The 17,919-nt window shown below is 68.8% G+C and carries 17 protein-coding genes; 8 read left to right on the forward strand and 9 right to left on the reverse strand.

Annotated elements, in window-relative coordinates; all coding sequences use genetic code 11:
- Positions 1–35: 35 nt before the first annotated feature.
- Positions 36–1,892: an autotransporter assembly complex protein TamA gene (locus tag C9E82_RS08520; RefSeq protein WP_119896432.1), complete on the forward strand. Its 1,857-nt coding sequence runs from the start codon at positions 36–38 to the stop codon at positions 1,890–1,892.
- Positions 1,892–6,367 carry a translocation/assembly module TamB domain-containing protein gene (locus C9E82_RS08525; RefSeq protein ID WP_119896431.1) on the forward strand — a complete coding sequence of 1,492 codons (4,476 nt, stop codon included), beginning with the start codon at positions 1,892–1,894 and terminating at the stop codon, positions 6,365–6,367. Before C9E82_RS08520 ends, C9E82_RS08525 begins: the two co-directional genes overlap by 1 nt.
- A gap of 58 nt (positions 6,368–6,425) precedes the next feature.
- Here C9E82_RS08525 and C9E82_RS08530 read toward each other — a convergent pair whose 3' ends face one another.
- Entirely contained in the window at positions 6,426–8,027 is a 1,602-nt protein-coding gene (locus C9E82_RS08530; protein ID WP_240643396.1) for a PAS-domain containing protein, read from the reverse strand.
- Between the two features lie 73 nt (positions 8,028–8,100).
- Positions 8,101–9,423: an ActS/PrrB/RegB family redox-sensitive histidine kinase gene (locus C9E82_RS08535; RefSeq protein WP_240643395.1), complete on the reverse strand. Its 1,323-nt coding sequence runs from the start codon at positions 9,421–9,423 to the stop codon at positions 8,101–8,103.
- An 88-nt stretch (positions 9,424–9,511) separates the two neighbouring features.
- Between C9E82_RS08535 and C9E82_RS08540 the strand changes: the two genes are divergently transcribed.
- The 3 genes from C9E82_RS08540 to C9E82_RS08550 all read left to right on the forward strand — a co-directional run bounded on the left by C9E82_RS08540 (position 9,512) and on the right by C9E82_RS08550 (position 11,142).
- Positions 9,512–10,141: an SCO family protein gene (locus C9E82_RS08540; protein WP_119896429.1), complete on the forward strand. Its 630-nt coding sequence runs from the start codon at positions 9,512–9,514 to the stop codon at positions 10,139–10,141.
- A gap of 54 nt (positions 10,142–10,195) precedes the next feature.
- Entirely contained in the window at positions 10,196–10,750 is a 555-nt protein-coding gene (locus tag C9E82_RS08545) for an ActR/PrrA/RegA family redox response regulator transcription factor (protein WP_119896428.1), read from the forward strand.
- Positions 10,751–10,830: 80 nt separating this feature from the next.
- Positions 10,831–11,142 carry an H-NS histone family protein gene (locus C9E82_RS08550; RefSeq protein ID WP_119896427.1) on the forward strand — a complete coding sequence of 104 codons (312 nt, stop codon included), beginning with the start codon at positions 10,831–10,833 and terminating at the stop codon, positions 11,140–11,142.
- Positions 11,143–11,198: 56 nt separating this feature from the next.
- Here C9E82_RS08550 and C9E82_RS08555 read toward each other — a convergent pair whose 3' ends face one another.
- Genes C9E82_RS08555 through C9E82_RS08565 form a run of 3 tightly spaced genes read right to left on the reverse strand, consistent with a single transcriptional unit; the run spans position 11,199 to position 12,953 of the window.
- Entirely contained in the window at positions 11,199–11,810 is a 612-nt protein-coding gene (locus C9E82_RS08555) for an HD domain-containing protein (RefSeq protein ID WP_119896426.1), read from the reverse strand.
- 9 nt (positions 11,811–11,819) lie between these two features.
- A complete protein-coding gene (secB, locus tag C9E82_RS08560; RefSeq protein WP_119896425.1) occupies positions 11,820–12,353 on the reverse strand; it encodes a protein-export chaperone SecB in 534 nt (177 codons plus the stop codon).
- A gap of 57 nt (positions 12,354–12,410) precedes the next feature.
- Positions 12,411–12,953: an FxsA family protein gene (locus C9E82_RS08565; protein WP_119896424.1), complete on the reverse strand. Its 543-nt coding sequence runs from the start codon at positions 12,951–12,953 to the stop codon at positions 12,411–12,413.
- Between the two features lie 111 nt (positions 12,954–13,064).
- Between C9E82_RS08565 and C9E82_RS08570 the strand changes: the two genes are divergently transcribed.
- The gene (locus C9E82_RS08570) at positions 13,065–13,721 is read left to right on the forward strand and encodes a Tim44/TimA family putative adaptor protein (protein ID WP_119896423.1); all 657 of its coding nucleotides are present in this window, start codon (positions 13,065–13,067) and stop codon (positions 13,719–13,721) included.
- On the forward strand, positions 13,721–14,314 hold the full coding sequence (locus C9E82_RS08575; RefSeq protein WP_119896422.1) for a Smr/MutS family protein: 594 nt from the start codon (positions 13,721–13,723) through the stop codon (positions 14,312–14,314). Before C9E82_RS08570 ends, C9E82_RS08575 begins: the two co-directional genes overlap by 1 nt.
- 4 nt (positions 14,315–14,318) lie before the next feature.
- Here C9E82_RS08575 and C9E82_RS08580 read toward each other — a convergent pair whose 3' ends face one another.
- The 3 genes from C9E82_RS08580 to hslV form a co-directional block, all read right to left on the reverse strand.
- Positions 14,319–14,498, reverse strand: a complete 180-nt coding sequence (locus tag C9E82_RS08580; protein WP_119896421.1) for a PLD nuclease N-terminal domain-containing protein — start codon at positions 14,496–14,498, stop codon at positions 14,319–14,321.
- Between the two features lie 54 nt (positions 14,499–14,552).
- On the reverse strand, positions 14,553–15,860 hold the full coding sequence (gene hslU, locus C9E82_RS08585) for an ATP-dependent protease ATPase subunit HslU (protein ID WP_119896420.1): 1,308 nt from the start codon (positions 15,858–15,860) through the stop codon (positions 14,553–14,555).
- 81 nt (positions 15,861–15,941) lie between these two features.
- Positions 15,942–16,514, reverse strand: a complete 573-nt coding sequence (gene hslV / locus C9E82_RS08590) for an ATP-dependent protease subunit HslV (RefSeq protein WP_119896480.1) — start codon at positions 16,512–16,514, stop codon at positions 15,942–15,944.
- Positions 16,515–16,604: 90 nt separating this feature from the next.
- Here hslV and C9E82_RS08595 point away from each other — a divergent pair, with 90 nt between their 5' ends.
- Entirely contained in the window at positions 16,605–17,507 is a 903-nt protein-coding gene (locus C9E82_RS08595; RefSeq protein ID WP_119896419.1) for a hypothetical protein, read from the forward strand.
- Between the two features lie 33 nt (positions 17,508–17,540).
- Here the strand turns inward: C9E82_RS08595 and trxA are convergent, their stop codons facing one another.
- Positions 17,541–17,861 (reverse strand): thioredoxin, encoded by a 321-nt coding sequence (trxA, locus tag C9E82_RS08600; RefSeq protein ID WP_119896418.1) that lies wholly within the window; start codon positions 17,859–17,861, stop codon positions 17,541–17,543.
- Between the last annotated feature and the right edge of the window lie 58 nt (positions 17,862–17,919).

A 17,919-nucleotide genomic window follows, 5' to 3' on the forward strand; every position in this document is an offset into this window, starting at 1 on the left:
ATTGGCGCAAACCAAGAATGTCAGGGCAGGACTTCATGCGGACCTATCTGCGGGCGATATGTGTGGCGACGATCGCGCTTGGCGGGGCCGGCACGGCCCTAGCGCAATCCTCGTGGCCCTTTTCGGGTCTGTTCGGCGGCGACAGGGCCGACAGCCCGGTCGACCTGGAATTCCGCATCGCCGGCGACGATGGCGGGCTTGAGCGCCAGATCCGCAACGGATCGCTGCTGACCAGCGCCCTGGACGAGGACCGCACGACGGGCCAGGACCTGCTGGCCGCGGCGCGCGGCGACTATGCCCGGATCCTGGGCACGCTCTATGACCAGGGATATTACTCGGCGCTGATCAATATCGCGCTGGACGGGGTCGAGGCCGCCGAGGTCGCGCCGCTGGACGCGCCCGACGTGGTGCGCAGGGTCGTGGTCAGCGTCGATCCGGGGCCGCAGTTCCGCTTCTCGCGCGCGGCCATCGCGCCGGTGGCACCGGAAACCGACCTGCCCTCGGGCTATGCCGCGGGCGAGGTCGCCGGGACCGGCACGATCCGCTCGGCCGCCGTGGCCGGGGTGGATGGCTGGCGCGATCACGGCCATGCCAAGGCGGAGGTGGCCGGCCAGCAGATCACCGCTGACCACCGCCAGAACGCCGTGGACAGCCAGATCGCGCTGGATCCCGGCCCCGCCGTCACCTTCGGCAGGCTGCATATCTCGGGGCAAGAGCGGCTCAGCCTGCGCCGGCTGGAAAAGATCGCCGGCTTCCCCGAGGGCGAGCGCTTCGACCCCGAGAAGGTCGAGGACGTCCGCAAGCGCCTGCGCCGCAGCGGGGTCTTTTCCGCGATCACGCTGGAGGAATCCGACACCCTGGGCCCCGGCAACGTCATGGACATGAGCCTGACCGTGGTGGAACAGAAGCCCCGCCGTCTGGGCGCGGGCTTCGAGATCTCGACCACCGACGGGGCGATGGTCTCGGCCTACTGGATGCATCGCAACCTGCTGCGCGGCGGCGAAAGGCTGCGCATCGAGGGCCGGATCAAGGACATGGGCGCCGACAACAGCGGCCGGGACGAGCGGATCAGCCTGCGCATCGACCGCCCGGCGACCATCACCCCCGACACGACCGCCTATCTGCTGCTGGAGGCCGAGCGCGAGCGGGAAGAGGATTACGATGCCGACACCGCCGGCCTGTCCCTGGGCTTCAACCACATCTTCAGCGACGAGCTGGTCGCCGACATCGCCGTGCAATATCGCTTCTCTCGGGTGACGGACGCCAATGGCCGGACCGACTTCAAGGTCCTGGCCCTGCCGATGGACGTCACCTGGGACAAGCGGGACGAGCCCAACAACGCCAAGCGCGGCTTCTATTTGTCCGGCGACCTGGTGCCCTTCAAGGGCTTCGGGGAAACCGGCAGCGGCGCGCAGGTGCTGGGCGAGGGTCGCGCCTATTACTCGCTGGGTCAGGACGACCGCTTCACGCTGGCGGGCCGGGCGCAGCTGGGCACGGTGCTGGGAACCGAGATCCAGGAAACCCCGCGCGACTACCTGTTCTATTCCGGCGGCGGCGGGACCGTGCGCGGCCAGCCCTACCAGTCGCTGGGTGCCGAGGCGATCCCCGGCCCCGACGGCCCGATCAAGACCGGCGGCATGAGCATCGCGACGCTGAACGCCGAATTGCGGATGCAGGTGCGCGAGCGGATCGGCGTGGTGCTGTTCGCCGATTTCGGCCAGGTCTGGGACGACGGCAGCTGGTCGGGGACCAGCGCCAACCATTCCGGCGCCGGGATCGGGGTGCGCTATGACACGCCCATCGGCCCGCTGCGCTTCGACGTGGCCGGCCCGGTCGGCGGCGATACCGGCGACGGCGTGCAGCTTTACCTTGGGCTGGGGCAGGCATTCTGATGCGCAAGTTCTGGATCTGTCTTTTCCTGCTTTTCCTGCCCGTAGCGGTCTGGGCGCAGACCGCGGCCGAGATCTCGGAACAGGTCGATGACGACCGCGGCTTCCTGACCCGGCTGCTGGAGCGCAACCTGTCGGGCGCGGGCCGCGAGGTGGTGATCGAGGGTTTCCAGGGGGCGCTTTCCTCGCGCGCGACCTTCCGGCAGATCACCATCGCCGACGAGGACGGCGTCTGGCTGACGCTGCGCGACGGCGCGATCCAGTGGACCCGCTCGGCCCTGCTGCGCGGCCGCATCGAGATCGCCGAGCTTTCCGCCAACGAGATCCTCGTCCCGCGCCTGCCTGCGACCGAGGATGCCGGCCCGCAGGCCGAGACGCGCGAATTCGCCCTGCCCGACCTGCCGGTGGCGGTGAATATCGAACGCATCGACGCCGCCCGCGTGGACCTGGGCGAGCCGGTGATCGGCCTGCCCGCCTCGATCAGCCTCGGCGGCAGCATGAACCTCGATGGCGGCGAGGGCCATGCGCAGCTGACCATCCAGCGGGTCGACGGGCCACGGGGGGAATTCGTCCTCGACACGTCTTATTCCAACGAAACCAGGGTGTTGGACCTGAACCTGACGCTGGACGAGGCGGCGGACGGGCTGCTGGTCAACCTGATCGACCTCTATGACAAGCCCGCCGTTTCCGCCGAGATCACCGGCGAGGGTCCGCTGAACGGCTTTGCCGCCGACATCCGGCTGGCGACCGACGGCCAGCCCCGCATCACTGGCAGCGTCAGCGCCACCGCCGAGGCCGATGCCTCGGGCGCGCCGGGCACCGCCTTCAGGCTGGAGATCGGCGGCGACGTCGCCTCGCTTCTGCCGCCCGACGACCGCGCCTTCTTCGGCAGCCAGACCAGCCTGCGCGCCGAGGGCTGGCGCGGCGAGACCGGGCGGCTGGAGGTGCCGGTCCTGCAACTGACCACCGATGCCCTGTCGATCGAGGGCGAGTTCGCCACCAACGACCGCAACGCCCCGCAACGCGCGCAGCTGCTGATGACGCTTGGCCGCGACGCGGGCGCGACCCAGGTGCCGGTCCCCCTGCCCTTTGGCGAGGACACGACCGTCGAAAGCGGCCGTCTTGAACTGCAATATGATGCGGCGCAGGGTCAGGGCTGGACCCTGGCCGGCCGGATCGGCGAGCTGGACCAGGGCGACCTGTCCTTCGGCGAGCTGATCCTGGACGGCGCCGGCGAGGTCGCGCTGACCGAGGGCGCGCTGGACAGCGTGACCGGGCAGATCGAGTTCGGCACGCGCGGGATGGAATTCGCCGATCCCGGCATGGCCCAGGCCGTGGGCGAGGCGATCACCGGCGTGACGCGGTTCAATTTCACCCCCGGCAATGCGCTGGAGCTGTCCGAAGTGACCGTCGACGGCTCGGATTACGGGATGTCGGGCTATGTGCTGATGTCGGGCCTGTCGGGCGGCATCACCGTCTCGGCCTATATGGATGCGCGCTACGAGGACCTGACGCGCCTGTCCACGCTGGCCGACCGTCCCGTGACCGGCCGCGCCGATGCCGAGCTGACGGGCTATTACGTTGTTCTCAGCCGCGAATTCGACGTCGATCTGCAGGTGAACGGCACCGACATCTCGGTCGGGCAGGAACAGCTGGACGGGCTGCTGGCCGGGCAATCGACGATCCGGCTGGATGCGCGGCGCGATTCGACCGGCATCGAGCTGACCGAGCTGGCGGTCGATGGCGAAAGGCTGGATCTGCAGGCCGAGGGCTATCTGAACAGCAATGCCAGCGACGTGACGGCGCGGGTCGCGCTGACCGATCTGGCCGATGCGGGCGAGGATTTCGGCGGCGCGCTTAGCGCCAATGCCCATCTGACCGGCCCCAGCGGCAGCCGCCGGCTGGAAGTGACGGGCGAGGCCACCGACCTGCAGATCGGCATCGCCGAGGTCGACGGCGCGCTTCAGGGCCAGACCCGCCTGCGCGCGGTCGCGAACGAGACCCCCGACGGCTATGCGCTGGAAACCTTCTCGCTGGCCAATCCGCAGCTGAACGCCGCGGGCCAGGGCAGTTTCGCGCCCGGCGCGCTGGATGCGCAGGCGCAGCTGTCGGTCCCGGACCTGGGCGTGCTGGGGCGCGGCTGGTCGGGCGGCTTCCAGGCCCAGGCGGCGCTGACCGAACGGGACGGGACCCGCTTCATCGACCTGACCGGCAGCGGCCAGGACCTGTCGCTGGGGCAGCAGAACGTGGACGGCGCATTGACCGGCACGACCCAGCTGAAGCTCTTGGCCGAGGAACGGCAGGGCGTGATCACATTGCGCGACGCGCGGCTGACCAACGACCAGGTCGATGCCGTGGCCGAGGGCACCTATGGCGAGGGCGTCACCGACGTGATCGCGCGGCTGGACATCCGCTCGCTGGCCTCTTTCGGGCCGGGCTGGCGCGGCTCGCTGGATGCCGACGCCGCGTTCCGCGAGACCGGCGACGGCAGCCGGCGGCTGGAGGTGACCGGGCTGGGCCGCGACCTCTCCTTCGGGCAGGCGCAGGTCGACGGCGCGCTGGTCGGCGAGACCCGGCTGGCCGTTCGCGGGATCGAGCGCGACGGCGTCTTCACCATCGAGCAGGCGCAGGTCGAGAACCCGCGCCTGACGGCCGAGGCGACCGGCACCGTCGGCCCGGCGGCGACCGATCTGTCGGCCAGGCTGGACGCGGGCGACCTGCGTTTCCTGGGCAACGGCATTCGCGGGGCGCTGAACGCGCAGGCGACGGTGGTGGACGAGGGCGGCCAGCGCCGCATCACCGCCACTGGCAGCGCCAGCGGGCTGTCGGTCGGCCAGCCGCGCGTCGATCCGCTGCTGGGCGGCCAGACCAGCTTCGACCTGGCGGCCAGCCAGTCGCAGGCCGGGATCTCGGTCCAGCGGCTGCAGGTGAACAACCCGCAGCTGCAGGTCTCGGCGCAGGGCGATCCGGCATCGGGCGTGAATGTCGATGCGCGGCTGGCAGATCTGCGGCTGCTGCTGCCGGAATTTCCCGGCGCCGCGACCGTCACCGGCACGCTGCGCGAAAGCGGGCCGAATTTCGTGATCGACCTGAACGGCAATGCGCCGGGGCCGACGCAGCTGTCGGTTTCCGGGACCGCCGCGCGGAATTTCTCGACCGCCGACCTGGCGATCACCGGCAGCACCGATGCGCGGATCGCCAATCCCTTCCTGCGCACCCGCAGCATCGAGGGTCCGGTGACGCTGGACCTGCGGCTGAACGGCGCGCCCTCGCTGGAGGCGCTTTCGGGCCAGGTGCGGCTGCAGAATGGCGGGCTGGCCGAGCCGGGCCTGGGCATCCGCATGGAGCAGCTGGACGTGACCGCCGGCCTGCAGGGCGGGCGCATCCAGCTGGACGGCAGCGCCAACATCTCGGCGGGCGGGCGGATGACGATCAGCGGGCCGGTCGACCTGAACGCCCGGACGCTGGATATCGGCGTGGTGCTGGACAATGTCGTGGCGCGCGACCCGAACCTGTATGAAACGCTGATTTCCGGGCAGGTGCGGCTGGCGGGCGCCATGGCCGGGGGCCCGCTGCTGTCGGGCCGCATCGACCTGGGCGAGACCGAGTTCCGCATCCCCTCGACCGGGCTTGGCGGGGCGAAGGCGATCCCCGACATCAACCATGTGGGCGATACCAGGCCGGTGCGGGCGACGCGGGCCAAGGCCGGGCTGGAGCCCTATCCCAGCGAGGCGTCGCGCGACGCGGGGATGGCGGCGCCGCCCTCGACCCCGCCGGCCGCGCCGCCGCGGCTGGACCTGCAGATCAACGCGCCGAACCGGATCTTCATCCGCGGTCGGGGCGTCGATGCGGAAATGGGCGGCAGCCTGCAGGTCCAGGGCACGACGCGGAACGTGATTCCCATCGGCCATTTCGAACTGATCCGCGGCCGGGTGGACCTGCTTGGCAAGCGCTTCGACCTGACCGAGGGGCTGGTCGAGCTTCAGGGCAGCATGATCCCGGTGGTCCGCCTGGTTGCCGAGACCGACCAGGACGGCATCACCACGCGGATCATCATCGACGGCGAGATCCGCGACCCCGAGATCACCTTCGAATCCTCGCCCGAACTGCCGCAGGAAGAGGTCCTGTCGCAGCTGCTGTTCCGGCGCGGGCTGGACAATATCAGCCCGCTTCAGGCGGCGCAGCTGGCCAACGCGATCGCGGTCCTGGCCGGGCGCGGCGGCGAGGGAATCGTCGGCAACCTGCGCAACCAGGTCGGGCTGGACGATCTGGACGTGGGCACCGACGATGACGGCAATGTCCAGGTCCGGGCGGGCAAGTACCTGTCCGAGAACCTCTATACCGATGTCGCGGTCGGCGATGACGGCAAGAGCACGATCAACCTGAACCTGGATGTCACCGATACCCTGCGCGCGCGCGGATCGGTGGGCAGCGACGGCAACAGCACGCTCGGCATCTATTTCGAGCGCGACTACTGACGCCGCGCCGGCGGTGACGCGCGGCGGTCCGGCAGGGGATCGCTCGGCCGCGGGTGGGTCACTTCTGGCCGGCCACCGCAAGATCGGCGCGGGCTTCGGCCGGCGCATGGCCGTTCCCGGCCGCTTCCGCCTCGCGCTCCTGCCGCAGCTCGGGGGCGCGGAATCGCACCATCCGCCGCCCGCCGCCAAGCCGCGTCACGGTCCAGCCCAGCAGGCGCCCGTCGGGTCCCGACATCGCCCCCTGGTCCTGCGGCTCGCCCTCGGGCAGCGACAGCGCCTGCCCCAGCGCGGCAAAGCCCGGACCCGGTTCGATCCGGCTGCGCCACAGCTGCAGCGCCTCCGGCAGGCTGGCGCTCTTCTCGCCCCAGAGCCGGTCATAGGCCTCGTTGCTGATCGCAAGCTGGCCGCCGGTTCCAAAGACGGCCAGCGCGTCCTCGATGCCGTTCAGCACATGCGTGCCCAGCAGCAGCTCGGCCCGGAACTTGCGGGTCAGCGAGATTTCCGAGGTGATGTCCTCGAACAGGAAGGCCACCGCCCCGTCGGGATGCGGCCGGCCGGTCACGCGATAGGTCTGCCCGCCCGGCAGCGACCAGGTCTCGACATGGTGGCCGGTGGCGGCGGCGGATTCCAGGTTGTTCATCTGCTGGCGCCAGCTGCGGAAATCCCTGGGCTCGGGCACCATGCGCATCTCGCGCAGCCTGTCCAGGAAGTCGAACAGCGTCGGGCGTGCGGTCAGGAAACCCGTCGGCAGGCCGGTCAGGTCGATCAGCGCCGGGTTGAACAGCTGCAGGTTGCGCTGCCGGTCGAAGATCGCCAGGCCGATGGGCAGGTCGGCGAAGGTCTTGGTCAGGGTCTGGACGAATTCGCGCAGGCTGCGTTCGGCGCGGACGGCGGCATCGGCGGGCAGGGCGAACATCATCACCTGATCGCCGGCCGCATGGCTGTGACAATCATACCACGAGACGACGCCATCGGATTCCAGCGGCGCGCGGCGGGTGCTGGTCCCGGCGCCGGGAACGGGCTTGGGACTGTCCAGCAGCCGTGGCAGCGGCCAGCCCAGCTCGCCCTCCGACAGGGTCTCGGCCCGGCGCAGATAGGCGGCATTGGCCCAGGTGATCCGGTCCTGCGCATCCTGCCGCCAGACCAGCATCGGCGTCTGGTCCAGGGCGCGGCGCAGCAGTTCCAGCTCCTCCTCCATCGCCTGCTGGGACAGGGAATCGACGACGATGCCGGCATGGTCGGCCTCGGGGTCGGTCAGGGTGATGCGCAGCACCCCCTCGCCCAGGTCCTCGGCCAGAAGCCGCAGGCGGGCGCTGCCGGCGCCGGTTTCGCCCTCGACCTCGATACGGGTTTCGGCGGCGACGCGACCGACAAGGTCCAGGCCCGGAAAGCGCGGACCGATCCAGCCGGCCAGCCGCGCCCAGTCGCTGTCGGGCGCGCCGATCCGTTCCAGAAGGTGCCGGGCCGGGGCGGTGGCGTCCAGCAGCCTGCGGTCGCGAAACAGGAAGATCATCGGCTGCAGCGGCGATTCCAGCAGCCGCGCGCCCGGCCGGGGGCGGCGCCAGCGATCCCAGAGCCGGATCAGGGCGATGGCCAGAAGAACCGATGCCGTGCCGGCCAGCAGCGCGAGCGCCGCAACATAGAACCCCTGATGATCCACCGGGACAACCCTTCTACCATTTACGCCACCATAAGAGCGGAAGATTTAAAAGAAGGTTAAGCGAATTCGACAATCAGGGGTCGTGATGCGGGTTTTCCCCCAGGGCGGCGCGGCTGTCGGCCAGGATCCGCTCCAGCGGCCAGCAGACCTCGACCACGGCGCCGGGCTGGGCATTGCTGAAGGCCAGCACCGCGCCCGAGCGTTCCAGGAGCGTCTTGGCGATGAACAGGCCCAGCCCCATGCCTTCATAGCCGCCCCGCGCTTCGCTGCCGCGGCGGCCGGTCAGGTAGGGGTCGCCGATCCGCGCCAGCAGCGCCGGCGGATAGCCCGGCCCGTCGTCGCGGATGGTCACGCGCAGGTGCGTTGCGTCGGCCACGGCCTCGATCACCACGCGAGAGCCGGCGAAATCCACCGCGTTCTGGATCAGGTTGCGCAGGGCGTGGATCACCGCCGGGTCGCGGTGGATGTCCAGGTCGGGGGCGATGATGCGGACATCGCGGCCGCGCCCGGCATGGGGCTCGGCCGCGTCCTCCAGCACGACGCGCAGCGGCGCCACGCGCAGCAGCAGGTCGTCCTTGCCCGCCCGGCCCATGGATTTCAGGATCGCGCCGCAGCGCTCGGCCGAGCCGCGCAGGTCGGCCAGGTCCTGCTGCAGGTCCGGGCGGTCCGCCAACTCGTCCGCCAGCTCGGCCGCGATCAGCTTGATGGTGGCAAGCGGCGTGCCCAGCTCGTGCGCGGCGGCGGCGACCACGCCGCCCAGGTGCTGCAGCCGCTGTTCGCGCGCCAGCGCCATCTGCGTGGCGAAGAGCGCGTTCGAGGTCGCCGCAAGCTCTCCGGTGACGCGATGGGCATAGCCGGCGAAGAACATCACCCCGATCATCAGCGCCACCCAATGCCCCAGCGCCAGGATCGGCGCCAGCGACAGCTCGGTCCCGCTGGCATCGTGCAGCGGCAGCGCGAAGATGCCCGCCAGGGTGATCAGCGCCATCGTCGCCAGCCCCAGCGCCAGCGTCTGGCGCACGTTCAGCGAGGTCGCGGCGATCGTCACCGGCGCCAGCACCAGCAGCGCGAAGGGATTGGCAAGGCCGCCGGTCAGCGCCATCAGCGCCGAGATCTGCGCCAGATCGAAGCCCAGCTGGATCAGCGCCTGCCGGGGCGAGGTCCGCGAGGGCGGCTGCAAGAACAGCCACAGGTTCATCGCCGCCGCCGCCGCGATCAGCGCCAGCACCGGCGCCATCGCGAAGCTGATGCCCATGCTCCAGGCGACGGTCACCGCCGCCAGCTGCCCGGCGATGGCGAACCAGCGCAGCAGCGCCAGGGTGCGGATCCGGATCGGCTCGGCCTGCGGGGTCTCGGACAGGCTGACGGCGCGGGGTGGCGCGGGGGACGGGGTCATTCGCGCCTCATCTGCTTGCGACATTGCCGCCTTGATACCGCCGGGGCGATGCGCGATCAATTCGCCGGTTCACGGAAGGAAGACCAGGATGGCCGAGCGGCGGATACTGATGATGGGCAGCCTTGCGGCGGTCGCGGTGCTGGCGGCGGGCGGCGCCTTCCTGGCGCTGAGATCGGCGGGCGACGAATTCGCCCAGTGCCGCGGCAGCAGCGCCGGCGGCGGGATGGAGGCCTTCGGCACCGCCTTCACCCTGACCGACCAGGAAAACCGGCGCGTGACCGACGGCCAGGTCTTCGACAAGCCGTCCCTGCTTTATTTCGGCTATACTTTCTGCCCGGATGTCTGCCCGATGGATGTCGCCCGCAATGACCTGGCCGTCGAGATACTGAAAGATCAGGGGCTGGAGACGCAATCGGTGATGATTACCGTCGATCCGCGCCGGGATACGCCCGAGGTGATGGCCGATTTTACCGCCCAGTTCGGCGAGGGAATGGTCGGCCTGACCGGCAGCGAGGAAGAGATCGCCGCCGTGAACAGGGGCTGGCGCAATTATTACAAGGCCCATGACGAGGAGGATAAGGAATATTACCTGGTGGATCACATGACCAATACGTTCCTTGTCATGCCGGGAAACCGGACCGTCGAATATTTTCCCAATGCCATGTCGCTCGAGGATATGGCCGATCGCGCGGGCTGTTTCCTCCGCGCGGCATCCTGAGCGCATTTGACCCGCTGGCGGTTTCCGCCTAGACCGGCATGATGAGGGCATATCATGGCTGAAAACTACGCAGAACAGATCGGACCCGACGCTTCGCTGCTGCTGGTGGACGATGACGAGATCTTCGTGACGCGGCTGGCGCGGGCGATGGAGAAACGCGGCTTCCAGCCGCAGACGGTGCTGAGCGTCGCCGAGGCGATGCGCCACATCGCCCAGACGCCGCCCGCCTATGCGGTGATCGATTTGCGGCTGGAGGATGGCAGCGGGCTGGACGTGGTCGAGGCGTTGCGCGAGGCGCGGGCGGATGCGCGGATCATCGTGCTGACCGGATACGGCGCCATCGCGACGGCGGTCGCGGCGGTGAAAATGGGCGCGACCGATTATCTTTCCAAACCCGCCGACGCAAATGACGTCACGTCAGCCCTTCTCTCCAGCAGTGAGCTTCTGCCGCCGCCGCCGGAAAAGCCGATGTCGGCCGACCGGGTAAGATGGGAACATATTCAACGGGTTTATGAGCAATGCGACCGCAATGTCAGCGAAACCGCGCGGCGTTTGCATATGCATCGCAGAACCCTCCAGCGAATTCTTGCCAAGCGCGGTCCCAAGTAAACAAAACGGCAGGTTGAAATTCAGGAATGGTGATAATATTTTTCCGTTACCAATACCCCAGAATGTGATGGAATGGAAAAATGCCACTCGACTTTGACAAGATGTCGCTGAAGGAAATGCGCGACCTGCGCGCCAAGCTGGATCGCGCCATCAATTCCTATGAGGACCGCAAGCGTCGCGAAGCCCTTGCCGCCGTGGAAGAGGCGGCGCGCGTTCACGGCTTCAACCTGGCCGACCTGACCGGCGGCAAGACGCGCCGCGCGGGCACCGTCGCGCCGAAATACGCCAATCCCGACGATCCGACCATGACCTGGACCGGCCGCGGCCGCAAACCGCGCTGGATCGTCGAGAACCTGGAAAACGGCAAGCAGCTGGAAGACATGCTGATCTGACCGGCTAAGGGGGCCGTCGCATCGATGGCCCCTTGTTCCAGCCCGCCGGGCAGGGCTCAGCGGGCGGTTTCGTCCATGCGTGCGATCAATTCCGCGTGACGATGCAGGAAGGCCGCGCGCACCTCGGCAGGGGGCCGCAGGCGGATTTCAAGATCCGACAGGATATGCTCGTTCGGGATCGGGAACAGGCGGCGCGCCTCGGTTTCCGTGAAGCCGGCGATCTGCACCGCCTCCAGCCGGGCCGAGATCCGGTCGGCGGTCTTGATGCGTTTCCTGACCGCCACGGGCAGCGCGGCGGGCAGGCCGAAGCGGCGATGGATCGCCGCCGCCAGGCGCTCGTCCATGGCGCCGTATTCCTGCCCCAGCGCCGCCTTCACCGGCGAGATCATGTCGCCGATGACATATTCCGGCGCATCGTGCAGCAGCGCCGCCAATTGCCATTGCGGGCCGGCGGCGGGTTCGATCCGGGAAAAGATGCTCTCGACCAGCAGCGCGTGTTCGGCCACGGAATAGGGCCAGTCGCCCTGGGTCTGGCCGTTCCAGCGGGCGACGAAGGCCAGCCCGTGGGCTATGTCGCCGATCTCGATATCGAGTGGCGTGGGATCGAGAAGATCGAGCCGGCGGCCCGACAGCATCCGCTGCCAGGCGCGCCTTGGTCTGGCGGCCATCGGCGGCCGTCAGGACAGTTTCTGGTCGGCCGGCACCTGCGCCGCCGCCGCCTGGGCCTGGGCGCGGCGCGCCAGTTCCTGGCGATACAGCGCCACGAAGTCGATCGGATCCATGTTGAAGGGCGGGAAGCCGCCGTCGCGGGTCAGATCGGCGATGATGCGGCGCACGAAGGGGAACAGCATCCGGGGGCATTCGATCATCAGGAAGGGGTGCAGCTGGTCTTCCGGCACGCCCTCGACATGGAAGACCCCGCCATAGTCCAGCTCGGCCAGGAACAGCGTCTGCTCGTCGGCCTTGTTCTTCGAGGTGACGCGGAATTTCGAGATCACCTCATATTGATGCTCGGTCCCGCGCTTGCGGGCGTCCAGGCTGACCTGGACCGAGACTTCCGGTGCGACCTCGCCCGTGGGCGCGCCCTTCTGCGCGACCGCGTTCTCGAAGGACAGGTCGCGGATATATTGCGCCAGGATCTGCATCCGGACGGGCTGCGGTTGGGCCTCTGCCGTGGCGGCGGTGCCGTTGGTCTGGCTGTCTTCGGCCATGTTCTTCCCTTTTGAATGCGATTTCGCTTGGTGTTGTATCAGGCCGGGCAGGGCGCCTCAATGCCGTGTCCAGCCCGAACCGCCCCGGCGCGGCGGCGGCAATGGAGCATCGGGTGGGGGCGGCTGGTCCCCGGCCTCCTGCCGCTCGCGCAATTCGTCCTCGTCGACATAGTCGCCGTCGATCACCCCGTCCGCGAAGGGCGGGCGATAGGGATCCTGCTTGTATGTGCCCGATTGCATCGAGACATGGCTGACCCGGACCCGCGCGGCAATACGCCGCATGATCAGCTCTCGCACCGGTGGAATCAGCAGCAGAAGCCCGACCGCATCGGTGAAGAAGCCGGGAATCAGCAGCAGAAGCCCGCCCAGCATGATCAGCGCGCCATGCGCCATCGGCCGGGCCGGATCGCGCAGCTCGTTCATGCTGCGCTGAAGCTCGGCCACCGCATGGGCGCCCTGCGCGCGCATCACCGCAAGGCCAAGGACGGCCGCGATCAGCACCAGCGCCAGGGTGGGCCACAGCCCGATCGCTCCGCCGACCTGGATGAACAGCGCGATCTCGATGATGGGCAGGGCAAGAAACAGCCAGAAAAGCCACATGAGAATTCCCCTTCCTGTCGGGACTGCAACTGGACTTGGCCCGACCCAGACCCTACATAATGGACCAGTCCGAATATACCAGCAGACGCGCATAGAATTGAGGTTGCCCGAATGTCCAACGCGTTGATCCAGTTGCTCGTCCTGGCGGGGATCGCGATCTTCCTGATCCTGCGCCTGCGCAACGTGCTGGGCACGCGCGACGGGTACGAGCCGCCCAAGGTCGACGCGCCCGAGCCGAACCGCCGCCGTTTCGAGGTGATCGACGGTTCCGCCGAGGAAGGCGATCCCGACATCACCGACCATGCCGAGCCCGGCAGCCCGCAGGCCGAGGCGCTGGCCGCGATGAAGCGCGCCGAGCCCTCTTTCGGGGTGCGCGATTTCCTGACCGGCTCGAAATCCGCCTATGAAATGATCCTGATGGCCTTCGAGCGGGGCGACCTGTCCGAGGTCCGGCCCTTCCTGGCCGAGCCCGTGGCCGAGGCCTTCCAGTCGGTGATCGACCAGCGCGCCGCCAAGGGCCACAAGGTCGAGGCGCAATATCTGGGCACCCGCGAAACCTCGCTGGCCAATGCCGAATTCGACCCCTCGACCGGCATGGCCGAGATCTCGGTCCGCTTCCTGGGCGAACTGATCGCCGCCACCCGCGATGCCGAGGGCAACGTGATCGAGGGCGATCCGCGCGTCCCCACCAAGCAGCGCGACACCTGGACCTTCGCCCGCCGCATGGGCCAGGACGATCCCAACTGGCAGCTTGTCGCGACCGGCTGATGGCCCGGAAGCGCGGGCTTTCCGACGAGGAGAAAGAGCTCTGGTCCCGCGTTGCACGCAGCGCGGTGCCGCTGCATCCGCAGGGCCGGTCCGACCCGCCGCCCGAACCCGCGCCGAAACGCAAGCCCGCCGCCGCGCCGGCCCCGCGCTTCGCCGCCGATCTGCCGCCCGCCTTCCACATCGGCCAGACCGCCTTGCCGCCCGGCCCGGCCCCAGGCCGCGCGCCCACCCCGGCCGAGCGCCTGGCCGAGGCGCCGCTGCGCATGGATCACAAGACCCACAAGCGGATGCGCCAGGGCAGGCTGCGCCCCGAGGCCCGGCTGGACCTGCATGGCATGACGCTGGCCGCCGCCCATCCGGAACTGATCCGCTTCATCCTGTCCTGCCAGGGGGCGGGCCTGCGGCTGGTGCTGGTCATCACCGGCAAGGGCAGGGGCGATCACGGCCCCCTGCCGACCCGCCCCGGCGCGCTGCGCCACCAGGTGCCGCACTGGTTGCATGTGCCGCCCCTGTCGGGCGTCGTCCAGCAGGTCAGCGCCGCCCATTACCGCCACGGGGGCGAGGGCGCCTATTACGTCTATCTGCGGAGATAGCCGGTCAGGACGAATAATTCGCCTTCGGCCCCATGAAATACCAGATGATCAGCCCCAGCACCGGCAGGATCGCGATCAGCGCGATCCACAGGATCTTGGTGCCCGTGGTCTCGTTGGTATTGATGACCGAGGCGATCGCCCAGACATCCAGGACGAAGATGATGATCCCGAAGACGTAACCCATGATGGCCCTCCTGCTGACGCGAGGGATCAACACGCCAGCAGGGCCGCGGTTCCCTTAAAGGACGTAGCGCGACAGGTCGGTCGAGCGCGCCAGGTCGCCCAGCCGCTCCTCGACATAGGCGGCATCGACGCTGACCGCCTCACCGCCCTTGTCGGGGGCGCTGAAGGACAGTTCCTCGAAGACCCGCTCGATCACCGTGTACAGGCGCCGCGCGCCGATATTCTCGACCGCGCCGTTCACCTCGGCGGCGATCCGGGCCAGGGCGGCGATGCCGTCCTCGGTAAAGCCGACCTCGACCTTCTCGGTCGCCATCAGCGCGGTATACTGGCGCGTCAGGGCATTGTCGGTCTCGGTCAGGATGCGGATGAAATCCTCCTCGGTCAGGGCGCGCAGCTCGACCCGGATCGGCAGCCGGCCCTGCAGTTCCGGCAACAGGTCGCTGGGTTTCGCGACATGGAACGCGCCCGAGGCGATGAACAGGATATGGTCGGTCCTGACCGGCCCGTATTTGGTCGAGACCGTGGTGCCCTCGATCAGCGGCAGAAGGTCGCGCTGCACCCCCTCGCGGCTGACATCGCCGCCGCGGGCTTCGGCGCGGGCGCAGACCTTGTCGATCTCGTCGATGAAGACGATGCCGTTCTCCTGCACCGAATCCAGCGCGGCGGCCTTCACCGCCTCGTCGTCCAGCAGCTTGTCGGCCTCCTCGGCGATCAGCAGCTCATAGCTTTCCGCGACCGTCACCTTGCGCCGCACCCGCCGGCCGCCGAAGGCCTTCATCAGCCCCGACAGGTCCATCATGCCGCCCATGGCGCCGCCGGGCTGGCCCGGAATCTCCATCATGCCGAAGGGATTGGAATTGTCCTGCACCTCCAGCTCGATCACCGTGTCGTCCAGTTCGCCGCGCTTCAGCTTGTCGCGGAACATCTGGCGGGTGCCCTCGCGCGCATCCGTCCCGGCCAGGGCCTCGATCACCCGCTCCTCGGCCGATTTATGCGCGCGGGCCTTGACCTCCTCGCGCATCCGCTCGCGCGTCTCGACGATGGCGGCGTCGGTCAGGTCGCGGATGATCTGTTCCACGTCGCGGCCGACATAGCCCACCTCGGTGAACTTGGTCGCCTCGACCTTGATGAAGGGCGCATTGGCCAGCTTGGCCAGCCGCCGGCTGATCTCGGTCTTGCCGACGCCGGTCGGCCCGATCATCAGGATGTTCTTGGGATAGACCTCGTCGCGCAGATCGTCGCCCAGCTGCTTCCTGCGCCAGCGGTTGCGCAAGGCCACGGCCACGGCGCGCTTCGCGTCCTTCTGCCCGATGATGAAGCGATCCAGTTCGGAAACGATCTCGCGCGGGGTCAAATCGGTCATTCTTCTGCCTCGACTGGCTTTCTCTGTTGCACAAATACCTCGGGGGTGAGGCCCGGCACGGGCCGAGGGGGCAGCGCCCCCTTACCCTTCCGCCCCCTTGGCCTCCAGCGTCTCGACCGTCAGCTTGCCATTGGTATAGACGCAGATATCGGCGGCGATCGCCATCGCCTTGCGCGCCACCGCCTCCGCATCCAGCCCGCTTTCCAGCAATCCCCGCGCCGCGGCCAGCGCGAAATTCCCGCCCGAGCCGATGGCGGCCACGTCATGCTCGGGCTCCAGCACGTCGCCGGCGCCGGTCACGACCAGCAGGTCGCGCCCGTCGGTGACGATCAGCATGGCCTCCAGGTTGCGCAGATACTTGTCCATGCGCCAGTCCTTGGCCAGGTCGACGCAGGCGCGCTGCAGCTGGCCCGGCGCGGCCTCCAGCTTCTTCTCCAGCCGCTCCAGCAGGGTGAAGGCATCGGCGGTCGATCCGGCGAAGCCCACCACCACGTCGCGCCCGCCGGGCGTCAGGCGGCGCACCTTGCGCGCCGTGCCCTTCATCACCGTCTGCCCGACGCTGACCTGTCCGTCGCCCGCGACCACCACCTTGCCGCCGCGCCGCACCGCCAGGATCGTCGTTCCGTGCCAGCCGGGAAATCTGTCTTCCGCCATCAGGGCCTCCATTCCTTGCGCCCAGATATGAAGGCCGGCGCCGCTCTGCAACCCGTTGAACCGCGAAGCCCGCCGTCCTAGCCTGCCGCCATGCGCCAGCCCGTGCCCCTGAACATCTACCTGCATGACCCGATGCTGCAAACCGCGCGGGCCGGAAAGCTGAAATTCCTCAACCTGTTGCGCGACCTGGTCGAGGCACGGGGCTGGCAGGTGGCGATCCACCGCTCGGGCGACGCGGCGCGGGCCGAGGCCCCCGGCCGGCCCGGCCACGCGCTCTATCACATGGAAAAGCCCAGCCATGCCGCGGCGCTGACCTTCCGGCTGGCCTATCACTATCCCTTCTGGCGGCTGGAGCGGGTGGCCGAACGCTGGCGCTGGCCGGTGGCGAAGGCGCGTTTCGACCCCGGCGCCATCGACCCGGCCGGGGCCGAGGATTTCGCCCTGCGCCTGCGGGGCCGCGTGCTGCCGGGGCCCGATCCGCAGCGGGGCGCGCATGTGCTGATCCCGCTGCAGGGCCGGATCCGCAAGCAGCGCAGCTTCCAGGCCATGAGCCCTGTCGCGATGGTCGAGGCCGTGGCCCGCACCGGCCGCCCCTGCGTCGCGACCCTGCATCCGAAGGAAAGCTACGACGCCCAGGACATGGCCGCGCTGGACCGCCTTGCTGCGCGCCACCCGAACCTGACCCTGGGCGGCGACACGATGCGGCTGTTGCGCGACTGCGCCTTCGTGGCCACCCAGAACAGCGCGGTGGCGCTGGACGGCTTCATCCTGGGCAAGCCCGCGGTGCTGTTCGGGCAGGTCGATTTCCACCATATCGCGCTGAACGTGGCAGAGCTGGGCGCGGAACAGGCCCTGGCCCGCGCCCCCGGCCACCGCCCCGATTTCGCCGCCTATCTGGACTGGTTCCTGCGCCGCAGCAGCATCGACATGATGGCGCCGGACGCGCCGCAGCGGATGCTGGCGGCCATGAGAAGGGGCGGCTGGCCCGTCTAGGCAGCCGCCCCCGCATTTCCTTTCAGGCCGCGATCAGACCGATTCGTCGATCCAGCTTTTCAGCGCCGCCTTGGGCGCGGCGCCCATGCGGTTCGAGACCACCTCGCCGTCCTTGAACATGAAAAGCGCCGGAATCCCGCGCACGCCCAGGGCGGCGGCCTGTTCCGGGTTCTCGTCGACATTGATCTTCACGATCTTGACCTTGCCGGCATATTCGTCCGAAAGCTCTTCCAGGGCGGGGCCGATCTGCTTGCAGGGGCCGCACCATTCGGCCCAGAAATCCACGATCACGGGGGTGTCGGCCTGACGCACTTCGGCGTCGAATTCGCTGTCACTGACGGGCACGGTAGCCATGCTGATGCTCCTATGAAGAAAGGCGGAAGGCCGCGGTTCGGCGGGAAGACTGTCTCCA

Source organism: Paracoccus sigandri, from assembly GCF_003709565.1.
GTDB classification, from domain to species: Bacteria; Pseudomonadota; Alphaproteobacteria; order Rhodobacterales; family Rhodobacteraceae; genus Paracoccus; species Paracoccus siganidrum.